Origin of the sequence: Streptomyces sp. NPDC016459 (assembly GCF_040632845.1) — a bacterium.
Taxonomy (GTDB): domain Bacteria; phylum Actinomycetota; class Actinomycetes; order Streptomycetales; family Streptomycetaceae; genus Streptomyces.
The window spans coordinates 1-25,614 of the sequence record NZ_JBEYCR010000027.1 but is presented as its reverse complement, the minus strand read 5'-3'; the positions used below and the strand labels follow the sequence as shown (position 1 = coordinate 25,614).

General features: G+C 71.6%; 19 protein-coding genes. 12 read left to right on the top strand and 7 right to left on the bottom strand.

Translation table 11 applies throughout. From position 1 onward, the window contains the following. Window positions 1-54: 54 nt before the first annotated feature. From ABZ567_RS31505 to eccE, 3 genes are all read right to left on the bottom strand, one after another. Window positions 55-3,582 (bottom strand): SCO5717 family growth-regulating ATPase, encoded by a 3,528-nt coding sequence (locus ABZ567_RS31505; RefSeq protein WP_360796643.1) that lies wholly within the window; start codon window positions 3,580-3,582, stop codon window positions 55-57. Window positions 3,583-3,810: 228 nt separating this feature from the next. Continuing rightward, window positions 3,811-4,620, bottom strand: a complete 810-nt coding sequence (locus ABZ567_RS31500) for a hypothetical protein (protein WP_360796640.1) — start codon at window positions 4,618-4,620, stop codon at window positions 3,811-3,813. Continuing rightward, window positions 4,620-5,924 (bottom strand): type VII secretion protein EccE, encoded by a 1,305-nt coding sequence (gene eccE / locus ABZ567_RS31495; protein ID WP_360796637.1) that lies wholly within the window; start codon window positions 5,922-5,924, stop codon window positions 4,620-4,622. The genes ABZ567_RS31500 and eccE overlap by 1 nt, the downstream gene beginning before the upstream one ends. Before the next feature lie 189 nt (window positions 5,925-6,113). Between eccE and eccB the strand changes: the two genes are divergently transcribed. The 4 genes from eccB to ABZ567_RS31475 all read left to right on the top strand — a co-directional run bounded on the left by eccB (window position 6,114) and on the right by ABZ567_RS31475 (window position 9,803). Next, window positions 6,114-7,661, top strand: a complete 1,548-nt coding sequence (gene eccB, locus ABZ567_RS31490) for a type VII secretion protein EccB (RefSeq protein ID WP_360796634.1) — start codon at window positions 6,114-6,116, stop codon at window positions 7,659-7,661. 12 nt (window positions 7,662-7,673) lie between these two features. Continuing rightward, the gene (gene mycP, locus ABZ567_RS31485; protein ID WP_360796631.1) at window positions 7,674-8,927 is read left to right on the top strand and encodes a type VII secretion-associated serine protease mycosin; all 1,254 of its coding nucleotides are present in this window, start codon (window positions 7,674-7,676) and stop codon (window positions 8,925-8,927) included. A 190-nt stretch (window positions 8,928-9,117) separates the two neighbouring features. Continuing rightward, window positions 9,118-9,468 (top strand): WXG100 family type VII secretion target, encoded by a 351-nt coding sequence (locus ABZ567_RS31480; protein WP_360796628.1) that lies wholly within the window; start codon window positions 9,118-9,120, stop codon window positions 9,466-9,468. Between the two features lie 47 nt (window positions 9,469-9,515). Further along, on the top strand, window positions 9,516-9,803 hold the full coding sequence (locus ABZ567_RS31475; protein ID WP_351220701.1) for a WXG100 family type VII secretion target: 288 nt from the start codon (window positions 9,516-9,518) through the stop codon (window positions 9,801-9,803). 66 nt (window positions 9,804-9,869) lie between these two features. Here ABZ567_RS31475 and ABZ567_RS31470 read toward each other — a convergent pair whose 3' ends face one another. Both ABZ567_RS31470 and eccCa read right to left on the bottom strand, forming a co-directional pair. After that, window positions 9,870-10,154 (bottom strand): DUF397 domain-containing protein, encoded by a 285-nt coding sequence (locus ABZ567_RS31470; RefSeq protein WP_360796624.1) that lies wholly within the window; start codon window positions 10,152-10,154, stop codon window positions 9,870-9,872. Window positions 10,155-10,217: 63 nt separating this feature from the next. Next, the gene (gene eccCa / locus ABZ567_RS31465) at window positions 10,218-14,171 is read right to left on the bottom strand and encodes a type VII secretion protein EccCa (protein WP_360796621.1); all 3,954 of its coding nucleotides are present in this window, start codon (window positions 14,169-14,171) and stop codon (window positions 10,218-10,220) included. 183 nt (window positions 14,172-14,354) lie between these two features. Between eccCa and eccD the strand changes: the two genes are divergently transcribed. From eccD to ABZ567_RS31435, 6 genes are all read left to right on the top strand, one after another. After that, window positions 14,355-15,833: a type VII secretion integral membrane protein EccD gene (gene eccD / locus ABZ567_RS31460; protein ID WP_360796618.1), complete on the top strand. Its 1,479-nt coding sequence runs from the start codon at window positions 14,355-14,357 to the stop codon at window positions 15,831-15,833. 203 nt (window positions 15,834-16,036) lie between these two features. Next, window positions 16,037-16,327 carry a 30S ribosomal protein S15 gene (rpsO, locus tag ABZ567_RS31455; RefSeq protein WP_056565800.1) on the top strand — a complete coding sequence of 97 codons (291 nt, stop codon included), beginning with the start codon at window positions 16,037-16,039 and terminating at the stop codon, window positions 16,325-16,327. Between the two features lie 295 nt (window positions 16,328-16,622). Further along, a complete protein-coding gene (locus ABZ567_RS31450) occupies window positions 16,623-18,842 on the top strand; it encodes a polyribonucleotide nucleotidyltransferase (RefSeq protein WP_360796615.1) in 2,220 nt (739 codons plus the stop codon). Further along, window positions 18,839-20,218, top strand: coding sequence for a pitrilysin family protein (locus ABZ567_RS31445; RefSeq protein WP_360796612.1), 1,380 nt, complete (start codon window positions 18,839-18,841; stop codon window positions 20,216-20,218). Before ABZ567_RS31450 ends, ABZ567_RS31445 begins: the two co-directional genes overlap by 4 nt. A gap of 28 nt (window positions 20,219-20,246) precedes the next feature. Beyond that, window positions 20,247-20,999 (top strand): 4-hydroxy-tetrahydrodipicolinate reductase, encoded by a 753-nt coding sequence (gene dapB / locus ABZ567_RS31440; RefSeq protein ID WP_360796610.1) that lies wholly within the window; start codon window positions 20,247-20,249, stop codon window positions 20,997-20,999. A 5-nt stretch (window positions 21,000-21,004) separates the two neighbouring features. Then, window positions 21,005-21,457 carry a hypothetical protein gene (locus ABZ567_RS31435; protein ID WP_360796607.1) on the top strand — a complete coding sequence of 151 codons (453 nt, stop codon included), beginning with the start codon at window positions 21,005-21,007 and terminating at the stop codon, window positions 21,455-21,457. Here the strand turns inward: ABZ567_RS31435 and ABZ567_RS31430 are convergent. After that, window positions 21,447-22,007 carry a hypothetical protein gene (locus tag ABZ567_RS31430; protein WP_360796604.1) on the bottom strand — a complete coding sequence of 187 codons (561 nt, stop codon included), beginning with the start codon at window positions 22,005-22,007 and terminating at the stop codon, window positions 21,447-21,449. The two genes, ABZ567_RS31435 and ABZ567_RS31430, sit on opposite strands and share 11 nt — an antisense overlap. A gap of 54 nt (window positions 22,008-22,061) precedes the next feature. After that, window positions 22,062-22,301, bottom strand: coding sequence for a hypothetical protein (locus ABZ567_RS31425; RefSeq protein WP_360796601.1), 240 nt, complete (start codon window positions 22,299-22,301; stop codon window positions 22,062-22,064). A 349-nt stretch (window positions 22,302-22,650) separates the two neighbouring features. On the opposite strand from ABZ567_RS31425, the gene dapA reads away from it, so the two are divergent. Continuing rightward, window positions 22,651-23,550 carry a 4-hydroxy-tetrahydrodipicolinate synthase gene (dapA, locus tag ABZ567_RS31420; protein WP_360796598.1) on the top strand — a complete coding sequence of 300 codons (900 nt, stop codon included), beginning with the start codon at window positions 22,651-22,653 and terminating at the stop codon, window positions 23,548-23,550. Window positions 23,551-23,649: 99 nt separating this feature from the next. Further along, entirely contained in the window at window positions 23,650-25,335 is a 1,686-nt protein-coding gene (locus ABZ567_RS31415) for a ribonuclease J (protein ID WP_360796595.1), read from the top strand. Window positions 25,336-25,614 lie beyond the last annotated feature (279 nt).

Below are 25,614 nucleotides of genomic sequence, written 5' to 3'. Positions count from 1 at the left end.
GGCCCCGTACCGGGGGACCGGTACGGGGCCTCATTGGTCTACTCCTGTGACGCCTTACTGCTGAGAGGCTGGCGGTGCCTGCGGGGGCTGCTGCCCGTGCCAGTACGGGGGCGGGACCTGGGGCTCGCCCTGGTCGTGCCCCGGCGCCGAACCGGTGCCGGGATCCTGCGGATCGGCCTGTGGGGGCAGCGGCTGACCGGGCGCCGGCTGCTGCCAGCCCTGGGGCATGCCGGGCTGACCGGGGGGCGCGCCGAACGGTTGTCCGGGCGCGGGCTGTGCTCCGTACGGCTGACCCGCGGCGGGCGGCGCACCGTACGGCTGCCCCGGCGCGGGCTGCCCCGGCATGGGCTGACCGGGTACCTGCTGGCCGGGCATCGGCTGCCCCGGCATGGGCTGCGCCGCGTACGGCTGGCCGGGCGCGGGCTGCGCGCCGTAGGGCTGCCCCTGCGCCGGCGGCTGTCCGTAGGGCTGCTGCGGCGGGTAGGGCTGTCCGGGCGCCGGCGGATGTCCGTACGGCTGACCCGCTACCGGCTGCCCCGGGGCGAACTGCCCCGGCACCTGCTGTCCGGGCACGGGCTGCCCGGGTACCTGCTGTCCGGGCATGGGCTGTCCGGGTACCTGCTGTCCGGGCATGGGCTGACCCGGCAGGGGCTGGCCGGGCATCTGGTGTCCCGGGATCGGCGGGGCCATGTGCGGAGGCATCGCGCCCTGGCCGTCGCCGGTCCAGAGCCCCTGCGCCTGCTGGGCCCGTACGAAGTCCTCGGCCACCATCGCCGAGAGGTGGAAGTACGCCTCCCGGGTCTTCGGCCGCATCATGTCGAGGTCCACCTCGGCACCGGCCGACAGGTGCTCGTCGAAGGGGACCACCACGACCCCGCGACAGCGCGTCTGGAAGTGCTGCACGATGTCCTCGACCTTGATCATCTTGCCGGTCTCGCGGACTCCGGAGATGACCGTGATGGAGCGCTGCACCAGATCCGCGTAGCCGTGCGCGGAGAGCCAGTCCAGCGTCGTCGACGCGCTGGAGGCGCCGTCCACGGAGGGCGTGGAGATGATGATCAGCTGATCGGCGAGGTCGAGCACCCCGCGCATCGCGCTGTACAGCAGACCCGTACCCGAGTCCGTCAGGATGATCGGGTACTGCTTGCCCAGGACGTCGATCGCCCGCCGGTAGTCCTCGTCGTTGAAGGTCGTCGAGACGGCCGGGTCCACGTCGTTGGCGAGGATCTCCAGGCCGGACGGCGCCTGCGAGGTGAAGCGGCGGATGTCCATGTACGAGTTGAGGTACGGGATCGCCTGCACCAGGTCGCGGATGGTCGCCCCGGTCTCGCGCCGCACCCGGCGGCCCAGGGTGCCGGCGTCCGGGTTGGCGTCGATCGCCAGGATCTTGTCCTGCCGCTCGGTCGCCAGGGTCGCGCCGAGCGCCGTCGTCGTCGTGGTCTTGCCGACACCGCCCTTGAGCGAGATGACCGCGATCCGGTAGCAGGAGAGGACCGGCGTACGGATCAGCTCCAGCTTGCGCTGCCGCTCCGCCTCCTCCTTCTTCCCGCCGAGCTTGAAGCGGGCGGCGGCACCGCCGGGGTTCCGGCTGGACTTGGGCTTCTGCTTGTTGTTGCGGAGGAGCCGGTCGGAGGAGAGCTCCACGGCCGCGTTGTACCCGAGGGGCGCACCCGGCACGGACCGCTCGCGCTGGTCGTGCGTCACGGGCGAGGGCCAGGCGGCCCCGGTCCGCGGATCGACGGGCGGCTGCGCGTCGTACTGCGGCTGGGGGACGGAGGGCTGCGGGGGTACGGCGGCGGGGTGCGGATAGCCGTAACCGCCGCCCGACACCTGCGCCTGCGGCGGCACACCACCGGGGGGCGCGGGCTGTCCCCCTGGGCCCTGCGACCCGGGAGGTGCCCCCAGCGGGTAGCCGTAACCGCCCTGCTGCGGAGGCGTCCCGGGGTGCGGGAAGCCGTAGCCGCCCTGCGGGGCGGGCTGCTGGGGGGCCTGCGGATAGCCGTAGGAGCCGGGCGGCTGGGCCTGCGGCTGCGGCTGCGGCTGCGGTGGGACGGCGCCGGGCGCGGCCGGGGTCTGGGGCGCCGGCCACGCGGCGGCGGGCGGCAACGGCGCGGTCTGGGGCGCCGGCTGCGCACCCGGGGCCGGCTGCGCGGGCCACTGCTGGGCGGGCCCGGGGGCGGCAGGCTGGAAGGACGGCGGCAGCGGCGGCAACCCGGTGCCGGCCCCCGGCCCGGCGGCCGGAAGGGGCCCGGGAGCGGCACCCGGGCCGAAACCCTGCGATGCGCCGGCGGGCGGGTAGGCGGCGGGAGCGGCGGGCGGGGCCGGCTGCGCGTCCGGGGCCGCGGCACCGCCGGGGGCCTCGGCGGGAAGGGCGTCGGTGACCGGGCCCGTGTCGGCGCCGTCGGCGGCCGGGGCCTCTGGAGCCTCCGCGGTCGCCGGAAGCGCCGGGGTCGTCTCGGCGGCCGTCTCGCCGTGGGGGTCGCCGTCGGCCTCGTCGTGGGTCTCGTCGTGGGTCTCGGAGGCGGGGGTCCGGCCTTCCGCGCCCGACCCGTCCTCGTCCGGCTCGTCGGAGGCCTCGGCCGCGTCGGTGCTCGTCGCGGCGGGGCCGGACTCGGCCGAGGTGCTGTCGGTCGTGCTCGCGGCGGAGGTGCCGTCGGCGGCTCCGGTGGGAGTGAACCCGGGCTCTCGGGCGCCGTCGGCTTCGCCGGGCCGGGCCCCTGAACCCTGGGCCTCGTCCGGCGTCCGAACCGCGTCGGCGCCTTCCGCGGCGTGCGGTGTCGGCGACGCGGCGGAGGACTCCGCCGCGCGCTCCGCCATCTCGCGATGGAGCGCGGCGGGGGAGAAGCGCACGGTCGCACCGCTCTCGACGTCCGCGGCGTCGAAGGACGACTCCGGCGAGGGAACGGACGCGGACGCGGGCGCCGAAGCACCCGGGAGTGAGGAGGGAGGTACGGGAGCGCCCGGCGTCGAGGTGCTCGACGAGGAGCCGACGGGCACCGGCGCCGGATCACCCGCCGCCGAGGACCCCGGCGGGGAACCGTCCGCGGAAGACCCGCCCGACCACGAACCGCCGGCCACAGAGGCCCCGGCTCCGACCACGGGAGCGGCCCCGGCGTGCGGCGCCCCGACCTGAGGCGCCCCGACCTGAGGCGCCCCGACCTGAGGCGCCCCGACCTGAGGCGCCCCGACGGGAGCGGCACCGCCAGAGGGCACACCCACACCCGACGGACCGCCACCGACGGAAGCTGTACCTACCGGAGCCGCCCCTACCGGACCCGCACTTACCGGAGCCGCGCCCACGGGAGCCGCGCCGACCGGACCCGCACCCACCGGACCCGCCCCCACACCGCCGGGCTCGAAGCCGCTGCCGGTCGGGAGGCCCGGAACGCCGAGCGGTGCGCCGCTCGGCGGCGGGGGAGTGGCACCGCCCGCCCCCGTACCGCCCGACGCGTTCTGCGTGTACCAGGCGGGCGGGGTGTAGTCGATGGTGAACTCACCCGTCAGCTCGGCGGGATCCGCGTCGGACTGATCGTCGGCGGATGGATTCCAACCCCCGTGGATCTCGTCGCGATCGCCGTTCACTTTGCCTCCTGGTGTGGTCGAGCACCCTTGTGCCGTTGTGGGCGGGGCCCTTCCAGCCTAATCGGCGCGGGCACCCCCCGGGCAGGGCCGACGGCCCCTCCGTACCCCTCCCCGTGACCCGGTCCGGCCCCCAAGTGACCCGACCACGCCGCAGAGTGAAAACCCCGACCGTTCAAAACGATGCAAAAATGGACGTAATTGAGCAACTCCATGGTCTGCGGTCGCCGTTCAGTCCATCCGGCGCGCGCCGCCCAACAATCCGGTCTCGGCGTCGGTCGCCTGGGTCATCACGAACTGGCGGTCGCCCGGCGTGCACCAGAGGGTCACCCCGTCCGCGAGCGTGGACAGCGCCTCGTACTCGTGCCGCGGCAGGCTCATGATGCGGCCGATCTGCGTGGCCTCGTCGGGGGACACCCGCTGCACGCCGACCAGCGAGGACTTCTCCAGGAGCCGGGGGGCGACCGGGCTCAGGTACGGCAGCAGCGTCACCACCGACTGCCAGGGCGCCGACACGACCCGGCCGCGCGGCGGACGCATGCCGCAGTCGCGCACCACGACCACCGGACTGCCGGCGGACGCGCCCTGGGGCGGCACCCGTCCCACGTCGTGCAGGGAGATGCACGGCTGGCCACCGCCCGCGGCCTGCGCGAGCGCCGTCCACGCCTGCGCGCGGCCGGTCTCGACCGCCACCCGGGCACCCGTCGCGGCGGCCCGGAGGGCCAGCACCTGCGCGGTCCAGAGCCCGCCGATGAGGGTGACGTCGTACGGGACGGGCCGGTTGATGCCGAGCACCGCGGGGCGGTTCTCGGCGTCGACACCGATCACCATGCCGTCGTCGCCGACCGGCAGGGCCAGTGCGTCGAGTTGGTCGAGGGGGACGGAGTGCTTGTCGCGGCGCGGGCCGACGAGCCCGAAACCGAACCGGGGCCGGGTGCCCCGACCCGTACCCCCGGCGTCCGTACCCCTGGGATCCGTACCGCGCGGGGCCGGCCTGCCGGAGCGGGCCGGCGTGCCGAAGGGGGAGGCGGAGTGGGACATCAGCGCGCACCCCCCAGCGGAAGCGTCGCGAGGACGCCCGGCACCTGTTCCCTGTCCAGCCGCACCAGACCCGTCCTCACCCCGCGCGCCGCACGCTCCAGTTCGTGCCGCGCCGCCACCAGTTCCTCGTCGCTGCGCCCGGTGATCCGTACGTGCCCGGCCACCGTCACCTCCTGCCGGTCCCCGCCGCTCAGCGTCAGGCTGAACGTCGTCGCCAGCGCGGGCAGCGAGGTCAGCAGCGCCACCAGCTGAGGCATCGAGGCCCCCGCCCCGCCGCCCTGCCCGCCCAGCTGGGGCCAGCGCCCCACCCAGTACGTCGTGTGCCGCCGGTCGTCCACCCGCCAGGTCCGCGCGGTCTCCTGGGTGCGCCGCCCCAGCGGCTGCCCCCGGCCCGCCTGCGCTATCGCCATCGGGCTCGCACAGGTCGAGGTGGCGAGCGCCGACGTGAGCTCCTGCTCCGTCAGCACGCTCGCCCGGAACCCGGCGCCCGCGAGCCGGCTCGCCAGCTGGTCCGCCGCCCGAACCACGCACTTCTGCGCGCCCCGTACGCCCCCGCCGCGCGCGGCGACCGCCTCCGGGCACAGTTCGGGGTCGAGCTTGAGCGCGATCCAGGTGATCCGCACCGCGGGCGAACCCGTCTGCGCCTGCAGCGGCCCGTAGTTGCGCGCGGCCAGGGACTGCGCGGGCAGGTGCGGCGCGGGCGCCGGCTGGGTGTGCTGCACGATCTGCGCCGACTCGAGGCGGATGCCGTCCACGCTCAGCACGTCCCGGACGAGCCCGACGGGCAGCGGCCGCGCCGCGCGGTCCGGACGCAGGGCGGTGCCGTCCGACTCCACGCGCAGGACCGCGGTCAGGAACGTGCCGTCGCCGACCATGCCGACCGGGCGCCGGTCACGGTCGCTGTACGCGTAGGTCCGCAGCGCCGGGTCGCACTCCACGACCGGCGCGAACCCCGGCTCGGTGCCCTCGGGCACCGTGAGGGAGGCCGCCCGGCGGGTGCGGGCCCGCAGCGCGAGGAACGTGCCGAGCCACTCGGGCAGGGAGCGCCGGTGCCGGCGTACGACGGCGAGGAGCAGGAGCACGACGGCGACCACACCCGCCGGCACGAGCAGCATCGGCTCGACGACCCAGGCGACGACCAGCAGGGCCGCCGCCACCTCGATCAGTACGAGCTGTTGCAATTGGAACGAACCGAAGTGTCCCGGACGCGCCTGGAGTCTCGGCGAGACCGAGGAGACGGGCCCCGTGGACGGGGGTTCGGAGGCGGTGGCCGCGGCGGGCCGCGTCCGCGTCGCGGAAGCCATGATGGAGAATCCCCCTCAATTCGTCCCGATCACCCTGGCCTGCCAGGGCTTTGGCGGCCGGATCACCCTACCCGCCCCACGAACCCGTCGGGACAGCAGGCATAGTAGGGGGCCGGTCCGACGGCCGGGGCCCGGGTGCCACTCCCCCGGCTCCCGCGCGAAGATCGCGCCTGACGAGAATGGGGACTCATGGCATCGCGGCGGGACGAGCTCAACGCGTACACCTTTGCGAAGAAGCGCACGGTGGCGGCATTCCTCCAACCCTCGCCCTCCGGCACGGAGGAGGGGGCACCGAGGCCGCTGCGCGCGATCGTCCCGGGCCTGATCGTCGCCGCGCTCGTCGTCGCCGGCTTCGGCGCCTGGGGCATGTTCAGTCCCCAGGCCCCCAAGGGCTGGGACGTCCCCGGCACGCGGGTGATCGTCGGCAAGCAGTCGACGACCCGGTACGTGGTCCTGGAGACCGGCAAGGACAAGGACAAGAAGACCCTGCTCCACCCCGTCCTCAACCTCGCCTCCGCACGACTCCTCCTCAACCCCGACCAGTTCCAGGTCGTCCAGGTCGCCGACAAGAAGCTCGACGAGGGCAAGCCGCCGCGCGGCCCCATCCTCGGCATCCCGTACGCCCCCGACCGGCTGCCCACCGCCGACGACGCGGGCAAGCCCAAGCGCTGGGCCGTCTGCGAACAGCCCGGCGGCGGCACGGGCGCCAGCGTCCAGAAGGCGACCTTCCTCTTCGCCGAGCGGGACCTCAGCCGCACCGAGGGCGCGGGCCGCCTCAAGGACGGGCAGATCCTGTACGTCAAGGGGCAGAAGGACTCCGCCCAGTTCCTCGTCGACCACAAGGGCACCAAGTACCCGGTGAAGGCCGACCGGACCGGACTGCTCACCGCCCTCGTCGGCCTCGGCCGGGAGCCGCAGCCCGTCACCGACGACTGGCTCGCCACCCTGAACACCGGTGACCCGGTGGACTTCCCGCACATCGAAGGAGACGTCGGCACCCACGCGGGCGTCCCGGGCGACGGCCTGAACGGGACCGAGAACCGGATCGGCATGGTCCTGCTCGCCCAGACCGGCTCCGGACCCCAGCACTACGTCGTGCTCGCCGGAAGGGTCCAGCCGGTCACCTCCTTCACCGCCTGGCTCATCATCAACTCCCCGCAGACCCGTGTCCTCGACATGGACGGCACCCCGACCACCGTCGACGCGTCCTCGTTCGTCCCGGACCCCACCGTCTTCCACGGTGAGGTGCGCTGGCCGCGCCTGAAGTCCACCCAGGTCAACGTCTCCACCGGCGGGAGCGCCCGCGACACCGTGTGCAGCGTCCTCACCGGCGTCGACGAGAAGGGCGGGACGACCCTCGCCACCTGGGCCGGCACCAAGTACCCCGCCGACATCACAGCGGGCGGCACCAGTACGTACGTCACCCCGGGCACCGGTCTGCTCTACACCCAGATCCAGGGCAGGCAGAAGACGCCCGACGGCTCGCTGTTCCTGGTCACCGACACCGGCCTCCGCTACGCCGTCCAGGCCAACGGCGACAGCGACTCCGCCCGCTCCGAGATCGGCGCCGGGGACAAGGAGAAGCCGACCGACGGACGCCCGGAACCCAGCGAGGCACAGAAGCGTCTCGGCTACGAGAAGGTCGTGCCGGCCCTCGTCCCGATCGAATGGTCGGAGTTCCTCTCGAAGGGCCCCCGGCTCGACACCAACAGCGCACGTCAGCCGCAGGGCTCCTAGGGGGTGGCACCGGTGACGACCACGTACCGCACGGCCGCCCTGCTCACCGCGGGCGCCCTCACCGCCCTCCTCGCGACGCCCGCCGCGGCCGCCGCGCCGCGCCCCGGGGGACCCGCCCTCGACGGCAGCGGCGAGTGCACCTTCCCCATGAAGAAGCAGATCGAGGGCATCCCCTGGCCGCTCCAGCGGGTCCTCCTCGACGAGCTGTGGCAGGACACCAAGGGCAAGGGCGTCCGGGTCGCCGTCATCGACACGGGCGTCGACGATGTCAACCCGCAGCTGCGGACCGCCGTCGACGCCAAGGCGGGCAAGGACTACCTCAAGCCCGACAAGAAGAACCCCGGCTTCGGCGACGAGCTGCGCGGCAAGACCGACGGCACCGTCGACGACGTCGGCCACGGCACCAAGGTCGCCGGCATCATCGCCGCCCGCCCCCGCGCCGGCACCGGCTTCGTCGGTCTCGCCCCCGAGGCGACGATCATCCCGATCCGGCAGAACGACGAGAAGAACAGCGGCAAGTCCGACACGATGGCCCTCGCGATCGACCACGCCGTCGCCAAGGGCGCCCACGTCATCAACATCTCGCAGGACACCACCCAGACCCTCGACGCCGACTCGCCCATGGCCAAGTCCGTGGCCGCCGCGCTCAGGGAGAACGTCGTCGTCGTCGCCTCCGCCGGCAACGACGGCATGGACGGCAAGCTCAAGACCACGTACCCGGCCGCCTTCCCCGGCGTCCTCGCCGTCGCCTCGTCCGACCGGAACAACGAGCGCGCCGCCTTCTCCCAGTCCGGCACCTTCGTGGGCGTCGCCGCCCCCGGCGTCGACATCGTCTCCACCGTCCCCGGCGGCGGCCAGTGCGTCGACAACGGCACCAGCTTCTCCGCCCCGTACGTCGCCGGTGTCGCCGCCCTGCTCCGCGCCGAGCACCCGGAGTGGACGGCGGCCCAGATCGTCGCCCGGATCGAGCAGACCGCCGTCCGCTCGGTCAACGGACGTGACAACCACGTCGGTTGGGGCGTCGTCGACCCGGTGAGGGCGCTGGCCGACGTCCCGGGGACACCGCCCTCCTCGCCCACGGCCGACCCGGCCCCGCCCAAGCCGCCGGCCCCCGAGCCGGCCCGCCTGGCGCTGTCGGAGACGCCCCAGGAGCGCACCGAACGGCTCGCCACCTACGCGTTGGGAATCGGTGTCGTCCTGGTGGCCGTGGTCGCCGGAACCGCCACCGTGATCCGCGACAGCCGCCGCCGCAGAGGGGCCCGTTGACCCGCGTACCGGTCAAGTATCCGGACTGTCCTTTGCAGTTGGAACTGCCGCCGCCAATGGCTAAAGTGACCGCGGGGCGCACGGCAGTGCGAGCCCAGCACGGGGGCGGCATCAGAAGATTCCCGTCCGCATCACGAACGGAAGGCCCGACGGCCGAGCCGTCGACGCCACCGAAGGAAGAAGGGGCAAGATGTCGAAAGACCTGAACGTAACCAGTGCCGAACAAGTCAAGCTCGCCGGCCGGATCCAGGACTTCTCCGACGAGCTCCAGTCCCGCATCACCAACCTCAACGGCGTGGTCGACCGCGTCCAGGCGGGCTGGCAGGGCGCTGCGAGCAAGGAGTACGACCGGGTCCAGAACGACCTGAACCAGCGCCTGCGCAGCATGCGCCAGGAACTCTCCAAGCTCGAAGAGATGATGCGCATGAGCGCCGACGGCTTCTCGCGCGAGGAGGAGGACCGTCTGCGGTCCTTCCGCACGATGGACGCCAGCGGCGGCGCCGGTGGCGGCGGCAACCAGAGCGCCATCCTCGGCGTCTGAGCCACTCGACCACACCTCCGCGCCACTCTCACTCAGGAGTCAACACCATGACCACTGCGGTCAATTACGACACGGTGACCCAGGCGGCGGCCGACACCCGCCTGACCTCCACCACCCTCACCCAGAAGCTCGACGACCTCATGGCCGAGGTCAACCGCGTCGCCAGCAACTGGGAGGGTGAGGCCAAGATCGCGTACCGCGAGACCCAGGACCGCCTCACCCGCGACATGGCCGGCATGAACCAGGACCTGGCGCGCATCGCCACGCTCCTCGACGAGTCGGTCGTCGGCTACCAGGACACCGACCGCGGCAACGCGGCCCGTTTCCGCATGTGACATCCCGCGGACACGCGTGAGGGGGTGGCCCGTCCGACGGGCCACCCCCTCACGCCTGTCCCGCGCCTACCGCAGGTCGAACTCGCCGTCCCGGGCGCCGAGGACGAACGCGTCCCACTCGGCCTTCGTGTAACGCAGCACCGTCTCCTTGTCGAGGGACGAACGCATCGCCACCGCCCCCTCCGGGAGCCGTGCGATCTCGACCCGCTCCTCGTCCGGGCTCGTCCCCGGCGCGCCCTGCCACTCGACGCCGGAGATGTCCAGCGCGTACAGCTCGTCCTTCTGCCGCTGCTTCTCGGCGGCAAGGGCGGCGTCCGCGCTCTCGGTGCTGGTCTGGTGGGCGTCGGTCATCGGCGCGTTCCCTTCGCGGTGGTACGGCGGTCCCTCCCACAGTAGTGGGAGGGACCGCTCCGCTCAGTGCTGTTCCGGCAGCCAGCCCAGCTGCACCAGCGGCGCACCCCGCTTCCGCGACACGAACGTGCCCCGGCCCTGCGGCATCGGCCGCGCCCGGACGTTGCCGAGGATGTCGCCCTCCTGCGGGTCGCCGGAGAGGATCACCCCCTGCGCGCCCAACTCCCGCATCCGCTGCATGAACGGCTCGTACATCGCCCGCGAGGCACCCGCCTGGTTGCGGGCCACGATGAACCGGATGCCGACGTCCCGCGCGAACGGCAGGTTCTCCACCAGGACCGCGAGCGGGTTCCCCGAGTTGGTCGCCACCAGCTCGAAGTCGTCGATGAGGACGAACAGTTGCGGACCCGACCACCAGCTCCGGTCGCGCAGTTGCTGCGGGGTGATGTCGGGCTTCGGCGCCCGCTTCGTCATCACCGTGGCGATGGCCTCCATGTGCATCTGCATGGCCGAGGCCATCGGCGCGTACTCCAGCAGGTGCGAGGGCGCCACCGCCTCCAGCATCGTCCGCCGGTAGTCGCCCACCACGATCCGCGCCTGCTCCGGCGTGTACCGCTCGCACAGCTGCTTCGCGATGAGCCGGAGCAGCGCCGTCTTGCCGGACTCGCTCTCGCCGAAGACGAGGAAGAACGGGTCCGACTCGAAGTCGACGAACACCGGTTCCAGGTTCGTCTCGTCGATGCCGATCGCGATGCCGTGCTGCGGGTACTCGAAGCCCTTCGGCAGCCGCTCCGCGGGCAGCTTGCGCGGCAGCAGCCGGACGGCGGGCGCCGGCGCCCCGGTCCAGCTCGCCTTCACCGCCTGCACGAACGCCGACGTGCCCTCCGACAGGTCGGCGGACGAACTCGACCCGTCGATCCGCGGCAGCGCCCCCATGAAGTGCAGCTTCTCCTGCACCTGGCCGCGCCCGGGCACCCCCGGCGGCACGTTCGCCGCGACCTTGCGGTCGAACTCGGAGTCCATGACGTCACCGAGCCGCAGCTCCAGCCGGCCCAGCATCTGGTCCTTGAGCGCCGCCCGCACCTCCATGTACCGGGAGGCGGTGATCACCACGTGGATGCCGTACCCCAGACCGCGCGCCGCGATGTCGGCGACGATCGGCTCCAGCATGTCGTAGTCGTTGCGGAAGCTGCCCCAGCCGTCCACGACCAGGAAGACGTCACCCCAGGCCTCGCCCGGCAGGTCGCCGGCGGCCCGCTTGCGCCGGTAGGTCGTCATCGAGTCGATGGAGTGCGTACGGAAGAACTCCTCCCGCCGGTTGAGCACCCCCATCACCTCGGCGACCGTCCGGCGCACCCGCTCGGGGTCGAGCCGGGACGCCACCCCGCCGACGTGCGGCAGGTCGGCCAGCGAGCTCATGCCGCCGCCGCCGAAGTCCAGGCAGTAGAACTGCACCTCGGCCGGGGTGTGGGTGAGCGCGAACGACGAGACCAGCGTCCGCATGATCGTCGACTTCCCGGACTGCGGACCGCCGACCACCATCATGTGACCGGCCGCGCCCGAGAAGTCCCGGTACAGCACTTCGCGCCGCTGCTCGAACGGCTTGTCGATGAGGCCGAGCGGCACCGTGAGCCCGCCCTGACGCGTGTACTCCGTGGCCGTGAGCCCCCGGTCCGCCGTCTGCGCGAGCCCCGGAAGCAGCTGGTCGAGCGAGGGCGCCTGGTCGAGCGGCGGCAGCCACACCTGGTGCGCCGGCACCCCCTGCCCCTCCAGCCGCCGCACGATCACGTCGAGGACCGTGTCCGCGAGCGCGTCGTCCTCCTCCGCACGCCGTGCCGTGAGGTACGCCGGGTCGGGCGCCGCGTACACCACCGGTACCGGCGCCGCCGTGAACAGCGCGGGACGCCGCTCCACCGGCATCTGCCCGATCTCCAGGCGCGGGCCGCCCGTCCGGTACGTCCCCGAGACGTACGCCGCCTTGAAGCGGGTCATCTCGTCCGTACCGAACTTCAGATAGCCCGAACCGGGCACCGACGGCAGGTGATAGGCGTCCGGCACGCCGATCGCCGTCCGCGACTCCGCCGCCGAGAAGGTCCGCAGACCGATCCGGTACGACAGATACGTGTCGAGGCCGCGCAGCTTGCCCTCCTCCAGGCGCTGCGAGGCCAGCAGCAGGTGCACACCGAGCGAGCGGCCGATCCGGCCGATCTGGATGAACATGTCGATGAAGTCGGGCTTGGCGGTGAGAAGTTCGGAGAACTCGTCGATCACGAGAACCAGCGAAGCCAGCGGTTCGAGCGGGGCGCCGGCGGCCCGTGCCTTCTCGTAGTCGTGGATGTTGGCGTAGTTGCCGGCCGACCGCAGCAGCTCCTGGCGACGCTGGAGCTCACCGCGGATCGCGTCGCCCATACGGTCGACCAGGGTCAGGTCGTCCGACAGGTTGGTGATGACCGCCGCCACGTGCGGCATCTGCGACATGCCCGCGAAGGTCGCGCCGCCCTTGAAGTCGGCGAGGACGAAGTTCAGCGTCTCCGAGGAGTGCGTCACCGCCAGCCCCAGCACCAGCGTCCGCAGCAGCTCCGACTTGCCGGAACCCGTCGCACCCACGCACAGACCGTGCGGGCCCATGCCCTCCTGCGCGGCCTCCTTCAGGTCCAGCATGACCGGCTGACCGTCCTCACCGACACCGATCGGCACCCGCAGCCGCTCGGCCACCGACCGCGGCCGCCAGGTCCGCGCCACGTCCACCGAGGCCGCGTCGCCCAGGTTCAGCAGATCCGTGAAGTCCAGATTGGCGAGCAGCGGCTCGTCGTCGTCCCCGCCGCCCATCCGCAACGGCGCCAGCTGGCGCGCCAGGGCCTCGGCCGCCGGCAGCGAGATGCCGTCCGGCAGCCCCTCGTACGCGAAGCCGCCGCCGAACTCCAGCGACAGCCGGCCCGGCCGTACGACCACCGAGAGGCCGCCGCGCGGCTCGTCGAGCTCGCCCGAGACGACCTCCACGATGGTCACGCCCTGGAGCCCCTCGGCCGCCGCGAGCAGCGAGTCGGGCGGCACCATCCCGCCGTCCAGGACCACGACCACGTGCGGCTGGTCGAGCACCGGCTGGTTGTCCCGGGAGAACCGGGGCCGCCCGTCCAGCTTGGAGCGGATCAGGTTCTCCAGCTCGCCCAGGTCGTCGCCGAACAACCGCTTCGTACCGGCCCCGTCGACCTGTCCGGGCACCTGGGTGTGCGGCAGCCACTTCACCCAGTCCCACCGCTCCTGCGAGGCCCGCGCCGCGACCACCGCGACCACCAGGTCCTCGGGGGAGTGCAGGGTCGCCAGCTGCGCCACCAGCGCACGCGCCGCCGCCTGCGCCGACTCCGCCTCACCCGACACCGTCACGTGGTAGAAGGCCCGCATCGAGACCGCCATCGGCAGCCCGTCCAACGTGCCGTGCACCGCGAGGAACTGCTGCATCGCCCCCGCGCACAGCGGCTCCAGCTCGTCCACCGGCGCGGTGTCCGGCGCCACGAGCGGCGTCGCCAACTGCTGCGCGCCGAGCCCGATCCGCGCCTGCCCGAAGTCGTGGTCGCCGACCCGGCGCTCCCACACCCGCGAGCCCTCGGCCACGACCGACCACAACTGCTCGGGGGAGGGGTGCAGATACAGCTGGGCGTCCCGCTGCCTGCGGCCCGTGCGCCGGACCGTACGCCGGGTCTGCGCGAGGTATTTGAGGTAGTCGCGGCGGACATCGGCCATTTGCCCCTGCGTACCGCGACGGAATCTGACGAACTGGGCGACCGCCATCGCGATCGTCGACGCCAGCATCAGGGTGCCCATGATCCGCATGATCGGAGACGGCGTCATGAAGAAGAACACCACCGACGAACCCATGCCCAGCATCGGCAGGAGCTGCATCAACGCCGACTCCTGCTGTCCCCGCGGAAGTTCCGGCGGAGACTCCAGGACCAGTTCCTCACCGGGCACTTCCGGCGGAAGAGACCTCGGCGGGCGTTTGACGACGATCTGGCTCACCGGCGCATCAATCCCTCGTTGGAGGCGGGTTCGTGGCGGGAGCATCCGCCCGGCACCCCTGTCGGCAGCCGGGCGCACGGACTTCCCCCATGGGACGGCGATCCTACTTGCAGCCCCCACCGGCGGTCCCCGGTAGGGTGGCGCGCGCATCGTGCGCAACCGCGAATCAGGGGGTCCACACACGTGAGTACGACCGCAGCGACCGGCTTCTGCCGCGTCACCGTCGTGGCGCCGGACAGCCGCATCGACGTCGCGCTCCCGGAGGACATCGCCGTCGCCGACGTCTACCCGGAGATCCTGCGGCTCACCGGACAGACCCAGGCCGCCGGCACCCCCACCGGCTACCACCTGGTCCGCCGGGACGGATCCGTCCTCGACGGCGCCCGCACCCTCGCCGCCCAGCAGGTCCTCGACGGCGAGGTGCTCTCCCTGCGCCCGTTCGCCCAGTCCCTGCCACCCGCCGTCTACGACGACGTGTCCGACGCCGTCGCCTCCGCCGTCACCCGCGACCGGCACCTGTGGGGCGACGAACTGCTGCGCGGCGCCGGACTCCTCGGCGGCGTACTGCTCCTCGTCCTGATGGGCTTCGTCCTCTGGTTCGCCGATCCGGTCCGCCACGACATGCACAGCCTGCCCGGCATCATCGCGGGCGCCGCCGGATTCCTCCTCACCGCCTTCGCCGGAGTACGCGCCCGCGTGTACGCGGACCGGGCGACCGCCGTCGCCCTCGGCCTCGGCGCGCTGCCGCTGCTGCTCATCGCCGGCTCCGGCATCGTCGGCCCGGACGCCGGCGCGGGCCCCGGCCGCCTGCAGTTCCTGCTCGGCTGCGTCACCGTCCTCGTCGCCTCGGTGGCCCTCGTCGCGCTCACCCCCAGCGGCGACGCGCCCTTCGTCGCCGCCACCTTCCTCGCCGGCGTCGGCACCCTCGCCACCTTCCTCGCGATCCTCACCGAGACCACCGCCACCGAGACCGCCGCCGTCTGCGCGCCCGTCGCCATCGGCCTCGTCGCCTTCCTGCCCGGCCTCTCCGCCCGCTTCGCCCGACTCCCCATCGGCTACGCCGCCCCGCGCAGCGCCGCCGACGAGGAGTTCCTCGGCGACCCGCAGCACCCGGCCGGCGAGGACGCGCAGCCCGTCGACGGCGAGCGCATCGCGCTCCAGGCCCGCCGCGGCCACGAGATGCTCCTCGGCCTGGTCGGCGGCTGCGCGGCCGTCGTCGTCGGCTCCGCCGCCGTCCTCGGCTTCGCCGAAAACGTCTGGGGCCAGCTCCTCGCCCTCGCCGCGGGCCTGGCGATGCTGCTGCGAGCCCGCCTCTTCCGCTACACCTCGCAGGTCGCCTGCGTCCTCGTCGCGGGCATCGCCGCCATCGCCCTGCTCGTCCTCGGCCTCTCCCTCAACCCGCCGGCCGACCTGGTCAAGGACCTCCTGATGTACGGCGACCGGGGCGGCCTGGACATCCGCACGATCTGGCTCACCGCGGCCGTCGCCTCCGGCGCCGCGCTGATCACCGCGATCGGCCTGATCATCCCGAGGAAGGGCCTCTCACCGTTCTGGGGCCGCCTCCTCGACCTGGCCGAGGCCTTCGTCCTGCTCTCCCTCGTCCCCCTCTGCCTCGCCGTCCTCGACGTCTTCTCGGCGGTCCGCTCCCTCACCAGCAAGTAGAGGAGGGCATCCGGGGGCGCTCCGGCGAGCTGGTACGCTGTGTGACGGCCGTTTGTGTACGCGCTCCCGGAATGCCCCCGACTCGGTCGGAAGCCTCTGGAAGCTGCGCCCATCGGACCTTCGCCCGTCGAGTCACGGAAGCTTCCCCTGAGACCTAGACCAGGGGCACTCACGGGCGCACGAAGACCAAAGAGGAGATCCGCGTGGCTCTCGACGCCGCTGTCAAGAAGCAGATCATGACCGAGTTCGGCACCAAGGAGGGCGACACCGGCTCCCCCGAGGTCCAGGTCGCCATGCTTTCCCGCCGCATCTCGGACCTGACCGAGCACCTCAAGCAGCACAAGCACGACCACCACTCCCGCCGTGGTCTGCTGATCCTGGTCGGCCAGCGCCGCCGCCTGCTGCAGTACCTGGCCAAGAAGGACATCCAGCGCTTCCGTGCGCTGGTCGACCGCCTCGGCATCCGTCGCGGTGCGGCCGGCGGCGCCAAGTAATCCGTTCCATGGAGAACGCTGCGGAGGGAGCGGTTCCCACTTTCAGGGGGCCGCTCCCTTTGCCGTACGTGCACAAAGTGCGTATCGCCATTTAGGCTGGTCGCACAAACCCATACGACGAGCGAGGAGCCGCCGGCTCGCCGCCGGTCCTCGGTAGTGGCCCCCGGAAACGACTTCCGGGTGCTTCGATCGAAGACCGGCCAGCACCCGAGGCGCGCTTCTCCGCCCCCGTCGAACACCGTCCCCGGCCACACGGGCCCCGGACGCAAAGACGAACACGTAGGAGAAACCCATAGTGGAGAACGAGACCCACTACGCCGAGGCCGTCATCGACAACGGAACCTTCGGTACCCGCACCATCCGCTTCGAGACCGGCCGCCTCGCCAAGCAGGCCGCCGGCTCCGCCGTCGCCTACCTGGACGACGACACGATGGTCCTCTCGGCGACCACCGCCTCGAAGCGCCCCAAGGACCAGCTCGACTTCTTCCCCCTGACGGTCGACGTCGAGGAGCGGATGTACGCGGCCGGCAAGATCCCCGGCTCCTTCTTCCGCCGGGAGGGCCGCCCCTCCGAGGACGCCGTCCTCACCTGCCGCCTGATCGACCGGCCGCTGCGCCCCTCCTTCAAGAAGGGCCTGCGCAACGAGATCCAGATCGTCGAGACGATCATGGCGCTCAACCCCGACCACCTCTACGACGTGGTCGCGATCAACGCCGCCTCCTGCTCCACGCAGCTGGCCGGCCTGCCCTTCTCCGGCCCGATCGGCGGCACCCGTGTCGCCCTGATCAAGGGCCAGTGGGTCGCGTTCCCGACGCACACCGAGCTCGAGGACGCCGTCTTCGACATGGTCGTCGCCGGTCGCGTCCTCGATGACGGCGACGTCGCGATCATGATGGTCGAGGCCGAGGCCACCGAGAAGACCATCGAGCTCGTCAAGGGCGGCGCCGAGGCGCCGACCGAGGAGGTCGTCGCCGCCGGACTCGAGGCCGCGAAGCCCTTCATCAAGGCCCTCTGCAAGGCACAGTCGGACCTCGCCGCCAAGGCCGCCAAGCCCACCGGCGAGTTCCCGGTCTTCCTGGACTACCAGGACGACGTCCTGGAGGCGCTCTCCGCCGCCGTCAAGGGCGACCTCGCCAAGGCGCTCACCATCGCCGGCAAGCAGGAGCGCGAGACCGAGCTCGACCGCATCAAGGAGCTCGCCGCCGAGAAGCTCCTCCCGGCCTTCGAAGGCCGCGAGAAGGAGATCTCGGGCGCCTACCGCGCGCTGACCAAGAAGCTGGTCCGCGAGCGGATCATCAAGGACAAGGTCCGCATCGACGGCCGCGGCCTCACGGACATCCGTACGCTCGCCGCCGAGGTCGAGGCCATCCCGCGCGTGCACGGCTCGGCGCTGTTCGAGCGTGGCGAGACCCAGATCCTGGGCGTCACCACCCTCAACATGCTCCGCATGGAGCAGCAGCTGGACACCCTCTCCCCGGTGACCCGCAAGCGCTACATGCACAACTACAACTTCCCGCCGTACTCCGTCGGCGAGACCGGCCGCGTGGGCTCGCCCAAGCGCCGCGAGATCGGCCACGGCGCCCTCGCCGAGCGCGCCCTCGTGCCGGTCCTCCCGACCCGCGAGGAGTTCCCCTACGCGATCCGTCAGGTGTCCGAGGCCCTCGGCTCCAACGGTTCGACGTCGATGGGCTCGGTCTGCGCCTCCACCATGTCGCTGCTGAACGCCGGTGTGCCCCTCAAGGCCGCCGTCGCCGGCATCGCCATGGGTCTGATCTCCGAGGAGATCGACGGCCAGACGCACTACGTCGCCCTCACCGACATCCTCGGTGCGGAGGACGCCTTCGGCGACATGGACTTCAAGGTCGCCGGTACGAAGACCTTCGTCACCGCGCTCCAGCTCGACACCAAGCTCGACGGCATCCCCGCCTCGGTCCTGGCCGCCGCGCTGAAGCAGGCCCGTGACGCGCGTCTGCACATCCTCGACGTGATGAACGAGGCGATCGACGTTCCGGACGAGATGTCCCCGAACGCGCCGCGGATCATCACCGTCAAGATCCCGGTGGACAAGATCGGTGAGGTCATCGGCCCCAAGGGCAAGATGATCAACCAGATCCAGGAGGACACCGGCGCCGACATCACGATCGAGGACGACGGCACCATCTACATCGGTGCCGCGCAGGGCTCGCAGGCCGAGGCCGCTCGCGCAGTGATCAACGGCATCGCCAACCCGACCATGCCGGAGGTCGGCGAGCGCTACCTGGGTACGGTCGTCAAGACCACCACCTTCGGTGCGTTCGTCTCCCTGATGCCCGGCAAGGACGGTCTGCTGCACATCTCGCAGATCCGCAAGCTCGCCGGTGGCAAGCGCGTGGAGAACGTCGAGGACGTGCTCGCGATCGGCTCCAAGGTCCAGGTCGAGATCGCCGAGATCGACCAGCGCGGCAAGCTCTCCCTGGTCCCCGTGATCGCGGACGAGGACGCCGCGGCGGACGACAAGGACGACACCGACCAGTGACGTCCCGTAGTTCCGTGACGACGGCCCGCCCCTCTTCGGAGGGGCGGGCCGTCGCCCGTACCCAAACGCTTCTCCCGGGCAAGGACGGCATCGGCACGGTCCGCCGCACGACCCTCCCCGGGGGCCTGCGGATCGTCACCGAGACCCTCCCCTCCGTGCGCTCCGCCACCTTCGGCATCTGGGCGCACGTCGGCTCCCGCGACGAGACGCCTACGCTGAACGGCGCGACCCACTACCTGGAGCACCTCCTCTTCAAGGGCACCCACAAGCGGTCCGCCCTCGACATCTCCGCCGCGATCGACGCGGTCGGCGGCGAGATGAACGCCTTCACGGCGAAGGAGTACACCTGCTACTACGCCCGGGTCCTCGACACCGACCTGCCGCTGGCGATCGACGTAGTCTGCGACATGCTCACGGGCTCGCTGATCCTGGAGGAGGACGTGGACGCCGAGCGCGGCGTCATCCTCGAGGAGATCGCGATGACCGAGGACGACCCCGGTGACGTCGTCCACGAACTGTTCGCGCAGACGATGTTCGGCGACACCCCGCTGGGCCGCCCGGTCCTCGGCACCGTCGACACCGTCAACGGCCTCACCCGCGGCCAGATCGCCCGCTTCTACAAGAAGCACTACGACCCGACCCACCTGGTCGTCGCCGCCGCGGGCAACGTCGACCACGCCACGGTGGTACGCCAGGTCCGCCGCGCCTTCGAGAAGGCCGGCGCCCTCACCCGTACCGACGCCGTCCCCGTCGCCCCCCGCGACGGCCGGCGCACCCTGCGCGCGGCGGGCCGCGTCGAGCTGCTCAACCGCAAGACCGAGCAGGCCCACGTGGTCCTCGGCATGCCGGGCCTGGCCCGCACCGACGAGCGCCGCTGGGCCCTCGGCGTGCTGAACACGGCCCTCGGCGGCGGCATGTCCTCCCGCCTCTTCCAAGAGGTCCGCGAGAAGCGCGGCCTGGCCTACAGCGTGTACTCCTACACCTCGGGCTTCGCCGACTGCGGTCTCTTCGGCGTGTACGCGGGCTGCCGGCCGGGCCAGGTCCACGACGTCCTGAAGATCTGTCGTGACGAGCTCGACAAGGTCGCGTCCGACGGCCTCACGGACGACGAGATCGCCCGCGCCGTCGGCCAGCTCTCCGGTTCGACGGTGCTGGGCCTCGAGGACACCGGCGCGCTGATGAACCGCATCGGCAAGAGCGAGCTGTGCTGGGGCACCCAGATGTCCGTCGACGACATGCTGGACCGGATCGCGGCCGTCACCCCGGACGAGGTCCGGGAGGTCGCCCGCGATGTACTGACCCAGCGGCCCTCGCTCTCGGTGATCGGCCCGCTGAAGGACAAGCAGGCGGACCGCCTCCACCACGCGGTCTCCTGACCCCGAGATCCCTAAGGAATCCAGAGCAATGAGCAAGCTGCGCGTGGCGGTCCTCGGAGCACAGGGCCGTATCGGCTCCGAGGCCGTCAGGGCCGTCGAGGCCGCCGAGGACATGGAACTGGTCGCGGCCCTCGGCCGCGGCGACAAGCTGGAGACGCTCACCGACGCGGGAGCCCAGGTCGTCGTCGAGCTGACCACTCCCGCCTCGGTGATGGAGAACCTCGACTTCTGCGTGCGCCACGGCATCCACGCGGTCGTCGGCACCACCGGCTGGACCGAGGAGCGCCTCGCGCAGCTGCGGACCTGGCTCGCCGCCTCTCCGGAGACCGGCGTCCTCATCGCCCCGAACTTCTCCATCGGCGCGGTCCTCACCATGAGGTTCGCCCAGATCGCCGCCCCGTACTTCGAGTCGGTCGAGGTCGTCGAGCTGCACCACCCGAACAAGGTGGACGCCCCTTCGGGCACCGCCACCCGGACGGCCCAGCTGATCGCCGCGGCCCGCGCCGACGCCGGCCTCGGCCCCCAGCCGGACGCCACCACCACCGCCCTGGCCGGCGCCCGCGGCGCCGACGTCGACGGCGTCCCCGTCCACGCGGTACGGCTCCGGGGCCTGCTCGCGCACCAGGAGGTACTGCTGGGCGGCGAGGGCGAGACCCTCACCGTCCGCCACGACTCCCTGCACCACTCCAGCTTCATGCCGGGCATCCTCCTGGGCGCCCGCCGCGTGACCACCGCCCCGGGCCTCACTTTCGGCCTTGAGCACTTCCTGGACCTGGGCTGACGGCCATGGGCGGAAAGATCACGTACGTCTTCCTGGCCACCGTCCTCGTCCTCGTCTTCGGCGTGGTGGCCATGGAGGGCGTTCTGCTGCTCCTCAGCGGCGAGCCCGCCGCCATGGGCATGGGCGCGGTGGCGTTCCTCCTGCCCGGTGTCGGCGGCTGGTTCCTCTGGAAGAACACCCGGTTCGCGCGCCAGGCCGGCCGCCTCGCCACCGAACTGGAGGCGGAGGGCGGCCTGCCCGTCGACGAACTGAAGCGTACGGAGGGCGGCCGCATCGACCGCGACTCCGCCGACGAGGTCTTCGCCCGGCGCAAGGCCGAGACGGAGGACTCACCCGACGACTGGCGCTGCTGGTTCCGGCTCGCGGTCGCCTATCACGACGCCCGCGACACCCCCAGGGCCCGCAAGGCGATGCAGCGGGCCATCGCCCTCCACGAGGGGCGTCCGGTCAGCGCGTGACGGCCGGGGTCACGCCGTACTCGGCGCTCCAGGCCTCGACCGTGTCGGCCGCCCGGTCGAAGGCCTCGACCCGGGAGAGGAAGTCGGCGTTGTGGTCGGTGAGCAGCATCAGCTGCTCATCACCCTGCCGACCGAGCACCAGGGCCTGCCCCTGGACGGTACGGGGGAGCCCCAGCCAGCGCACCGGCTGCTGCACGGTCCGCACGGACGTCACCTTCGCCCATGGCACGGTGACGGTCGAGAGGAACGCCACGCGGCGCACTCCGGCGCGGCTGACCCAGGTGCCCATACGGAGCATCCGCAGGGCGGCCAGGATGACGAGCACGGCGACGCCCAGGGTGGCGGCCCCGCCGTCGAAGGCTCCGGCCGCGGTGATGATCACGGCGGCGAGGAGCACGAACGAGGCCAGCAGCAGCGCCAGCGCGGCAGACCCGACCCGCCAGGACCCCGGCCGGTACGGACGCCGCCACTGGTCGTGATCGTCGAACGGCAGGGCGACGTGGTCGGTCGTGTCAAAAGCACGGTCGGCCGTCAGAAAGGGCAGGGGCACGACAGGTCCTCACTCACAGGCACGCTCGAAGGGGCAGTGCCCGGTGAGGCTACCTCAGCGGTTGTCGGAGGCTGCGGACTGCTGCTGACGAGTGGCGGAGTCCCCGGACTGCAGGGAAGGCATCCCGAAGATCAGCGACCCCACGAGACCGGCCACGACCGTCATCCCGAGCAGCGTACGGCCTACGATCTGCGCGGCACCGAGGCGCTCCCGTGGCGGAGGAGTGACGTTACTGCGGAAGTGGTCGGCCTCCGCGACGAACGCGAACGGTACGGCCTCATCCCGGCGGAACATCAGAGCCACTCTCCTCAGTCGTCGTCATGCTTCACAGGGAGAGACGACGGATCCGACGTTTTGGTGCCCTTCTTCACCAATGCGGCCGAATCTCATTCTCGAGGAGGACCCTTGGGGTCGAGCCCACCGACCTGGGCGCTACTCCGCAGGAAGGGCCCTCCGGCCCTCTTGGCGCACAGATGTCCGAACACTCGACGCGAAGTGTCCGTATTGCGACGTTTCACGAAGTTCATCTAGGCTGATCAAACGGACCCGGCGCTGCCTGAACCCCCGAGCAGGCAGCGCCGGGCTCCTTTCTCCTGTCCCCCTAAGCGACACCCGGCGCTGAGCAGCGAGTAGCGTGTTACCCATGGCTCCGATCTCCACTCCGCAGACCCCCTTCGGGCGGGTCCTCACCGCCATGGTCACGCCGTTCACGGCGGACGGCGCACTCGACCTCGACGGTGCCCAGCGACTCGCCGCCCACCTGGTGGACGCAGGCAACGACGGCCTCGTCGTCAACGGCACCACCGGCGAGTCCCCGACCACCAGCGACGCGGAGAAATCGGAGCTGGTACGAGCGGTCCTGGAGGCGGTCGGCGACCGCGCCCACGTCGTGGCCGGCATCGGCACCAACGACACCCACCACTCGATCGAGCTCGCCCGCACCGCCGAGCGCGACGGCGCCCACGGCCTGCTCGCCGTGACGCCGTACTACAACAAGCCCCCGCAGGAGGGCCTGTACCGGCACTTCTCGGCCATCGCCGACGCCACCGAGCTCCCGGTGATGCTCTACGACATCCCCGGCCGCAGCGGCGTCCCGATCGACACCGAGACGATCGTCCGGCTCGCCGAGCACCCGCGCATCGTCGCCAACAAGGACGCCAAGGGCGACCTCGGCCGTGCCAGCTGGGCCATCGCCCGCTCCGGCCTCGCCTGGTACTCCGGCGACGACATGCTCAACCTGCCCCTGCTCTCCGTCGGAGCCTGCGGCTTCGTCTCCGTCGTCGGCCACGTCGTCACCCCGGAGCTCCGCGCCCTCCTCGACGCCCACCTGGGCGGCGAGGTCCAGAAGGCCACCGAGATCCACCAGAAGCTGTTGCCGGTCTACACCGGCATGTTCCGCACCCAGGGCGTCATGACCACCAAGGCCGCCCTCGCCCTCCAGGGCCTCCCGGCCGGCCCGCTGCGGCCGCCGCTGGTGGAGCTCTCCCCCCAGGAGACCGAGCAGCTCAAGGTCGACCTGACCGCAGGCGGGGTAGAGCTCTGACAACGGACTTCACAACTGAACACTGACACCAGCAAGTGCACGAATGTCATGCCCGCCGCGTGCCAAGGGGTACGTGGCGTGCGTGGTGAGGAGAGTCTTTTGAGTCATCCGCATCCTGAACTCGGCGCCCCGCCGAAGCTGCCGAAGGGCGCCCTGCGCGTCATCCCGCTCGGTGGCCTCGGTGAGATCGGCCGCAACATGACGGTCTTCGAGTTCGACGGCCGTCTGCTCATCGTCGACTGCGGCGTCCTCTTCCCCGAGGAGGAGCAGCCCGGCGTCGACCTGATCCTGCCGGACTTCACCATCATCCGGGACCGTCTCGACGACATCGAAGGCATCGTGCTCACGCACGGCCACGAGGACCACATCGGTGCCGTCCCCTACCTGCTCCGGCTCAAGCCGGACATCCCGCTCATCGGCTCCAAGCTGACCCTCGCCCTGATCGAGGCCAAGCTCCAGGAGCACCGCATCCGCCCCTACACCCTCGAGGTGAAGGAGGGTGACCGGGAGGTCCTCGGATCGTTCGACTGCGAGTTCATCGCGGTCAACCACTCCATCCCGGACGCGCTCGCGGTCGCCATCCGCACCCCCGCGGGCATGGCCGTCGCCACCGGCGACTTCAAGATGGACCAGCTCCCGCTGGACGGCCGCCTCACCGACCTGCACGCGTTCGCGCGTCTGAGCGAGGAAGGCATCGACCTCCTCCTCTCGGACTCCACGAACGCCGAGGTCCCGGGCTTCGTCCCGCCGGAGAAGGACATCTCGAACGTCCTGCGCACGGTCTTCGCGAACGCCCAGAAGCGGATCATCGTGGCGAGTTTCGCCAGCCACGTGCACCGCATCCAGCAGATCCTCGACGCCGCCCACGAGTACGGCCGCAGGGTCGCCTTCGTCGGCCGCTCGATGGTCCGCAACATGGGCATCGCCCGCGACCTGGGCTACCTCCGGGTCCCGGCCGGCCTCGTCGTGGACGTGAAGACCCTCGACGACCTGCCGGACGACGAGGTCGTGCTGGTCTGCACGGGCTCCCAGGGCGAGCCGATGGCGGCCCTGTCCCGCATGGCCAACCGCGACCACCAGATCCGCATCGTGCCGGGCGACACGGTCATCCTGGCCTCGTCCCTCATCCCGGGCAACGAGAACGCGGTCTACCGCGTGATCAACGGTCTGACCCGCTGGGGCGCGCACGTCGTCCACAAGGGCAACGCCAAGGTGCACGTCTCGGGCCACGCCTCGGCCGGCGAGCTGCTGTACTTCTACAACATCTGCCGCCCGAAGAACCTGATGCCGGTCCACGGCGAATGGCGCCACCTCCGCGCCAACGCCGAGCTCGGCGCCCAGACGGGCATCCCCAAGGACCACATCGTCATCGCCGAGGACGGCGTCGTCGTCGACCTGGTCGACGGCCGCGCCCGGATCACCGGCAAGGTCCAGGCGGGTTACGTGTACGTCGACGGTCTCTCGGTCGGCGACGTCACAGAGACCTCCCTCAAGGACCGCCGCATCCTCGGCGAGGAGGGCATCATCTCGGTCTTTGTCGTGGTCGACGCCTCGACCGGCAAGATCGTGGGCGGCCCGCACGTCCACGCCCGGGGCTCCGGCATCGACGACTCCGCGTTCGACGCGGTGATCCCGAAGATCGACCAGGCCCTGAACAAGTCGTTCCAGGACGGCGTCGTCGAACCCCACCAGCTCCAGCAGCTGATCCGCCGCAGCGTCGGCAAGTGGGTCTCCGACACCTACCGCCGCCGCCCGATGATCCTTCCGGTCGTCGTGGAGGTCTGACCAGCACAAGCACTGGAGCGGGGCCCCTCGATTTGCATCGGGGCGCCCCGCTCCAGTACGTTTACGGCTCCGCCAGATCGGGAACCACCCGGCGCCGCCGTGCGCTTGAACGGTTCTCCGGAAGGCGGGAATTCCGACTCAGATCATCTGATAAAGTCGGAACTACCGAAAGGCCCCCGGAGTGAAAACAAAAGGGACCGGAAAGCACCGAGGAAATCGGATCGGAAAGATCTGATAGAGTCGGAAACGCAAGACCGAAGGGAAGCCCGGAGGAAAGCC